This is a genomic window from Erwinia sp. PsM31 (genome assembly GCF_030433775.1).
Lineage (GTDB): Bacteria > Pseudomonadota > Gammaproteobacteria > Enterobacterales > Enterobacteriaceae > Erwinia > Erwinia aeris.
Genome location: NZ_JARUWZ010000065.1, coordinates 1 through 726, shown reverse-complemented (window position 1 = coordinate 726; position 726 = coordinate 1). Strand labels below are relative to the sequence as shown.

Annotated in this window: 1 rRNA gene; it reads right to left on the bottom strand. The window is 55.8% G+C overall.

Annotated elements, in window-relative coordinates:
- Positions 1–41: 41 nt before the first annotated feature.
- A 23S ribosomal RNA gene (locus tag QCD69_RS22460) occupies positions 42–726 on the bottom strand; the annotation flags it as partial.

The window sequence follows — 726 nt, the reverse complement described above, 5'->3', positions numbered from 1 at the left end:
TGCGTCTCTCATAACGCCCGCCAGAACGCTTCTGGCGTTGTAAGGTTAAGCCTCACGGGTCATTAGTACCGGTTAGCTCAACGCATCGCTGCGCTTACACACCCGGCCTATCAACGTCGTCGTCTTCAACGTCCCTTCAGGTGGCTTAAAGCCACAGGGAGAACTCATCTCGAGGCAAGTTTCGCGCTTAGATGCTTTCAGCGCTTATCTTTTCCGCACTTAGCTACCGGGCAGTGCCATTGGCATGACAACCCGAACACCAGCGGTGCGTTCACTCCGGTCCTCTCGTACTAGGAGCAACCCCTCTCAATTCTCCAGCGCCCACGGCAGATAGGGACCGAACTGTCTCACGACGTTCTAAACCCAGCTCGCGTACCACTTTAAACGGCGAACAGCCGTACCCTTGGGACCTACTTCAGCCCCAGGATGTGATGAGCCGACATCGAGGTGCCAAACACCGCCGTCGATATGAACTCTTGGGCGGTATCAGCCTGTTATCCCCGGAGTACCTTTTATCCGTTGAGCGATGGCCCTTCCATACAGAACCACCGGATCACTATGACCTGCTTTCGCACCTGCTCGAGCCGTCACTCTCGCAGTCAAGCCAGCTTATGCCATTGCACTAACCTCACGATGTCCGACCGTGATTAGCTGACCTTCGTGCTCCTCCGTTACTCTTTGGGAGGAGACCGCCCCAGTCAAACTACCCACCAGACACTGTCCGCA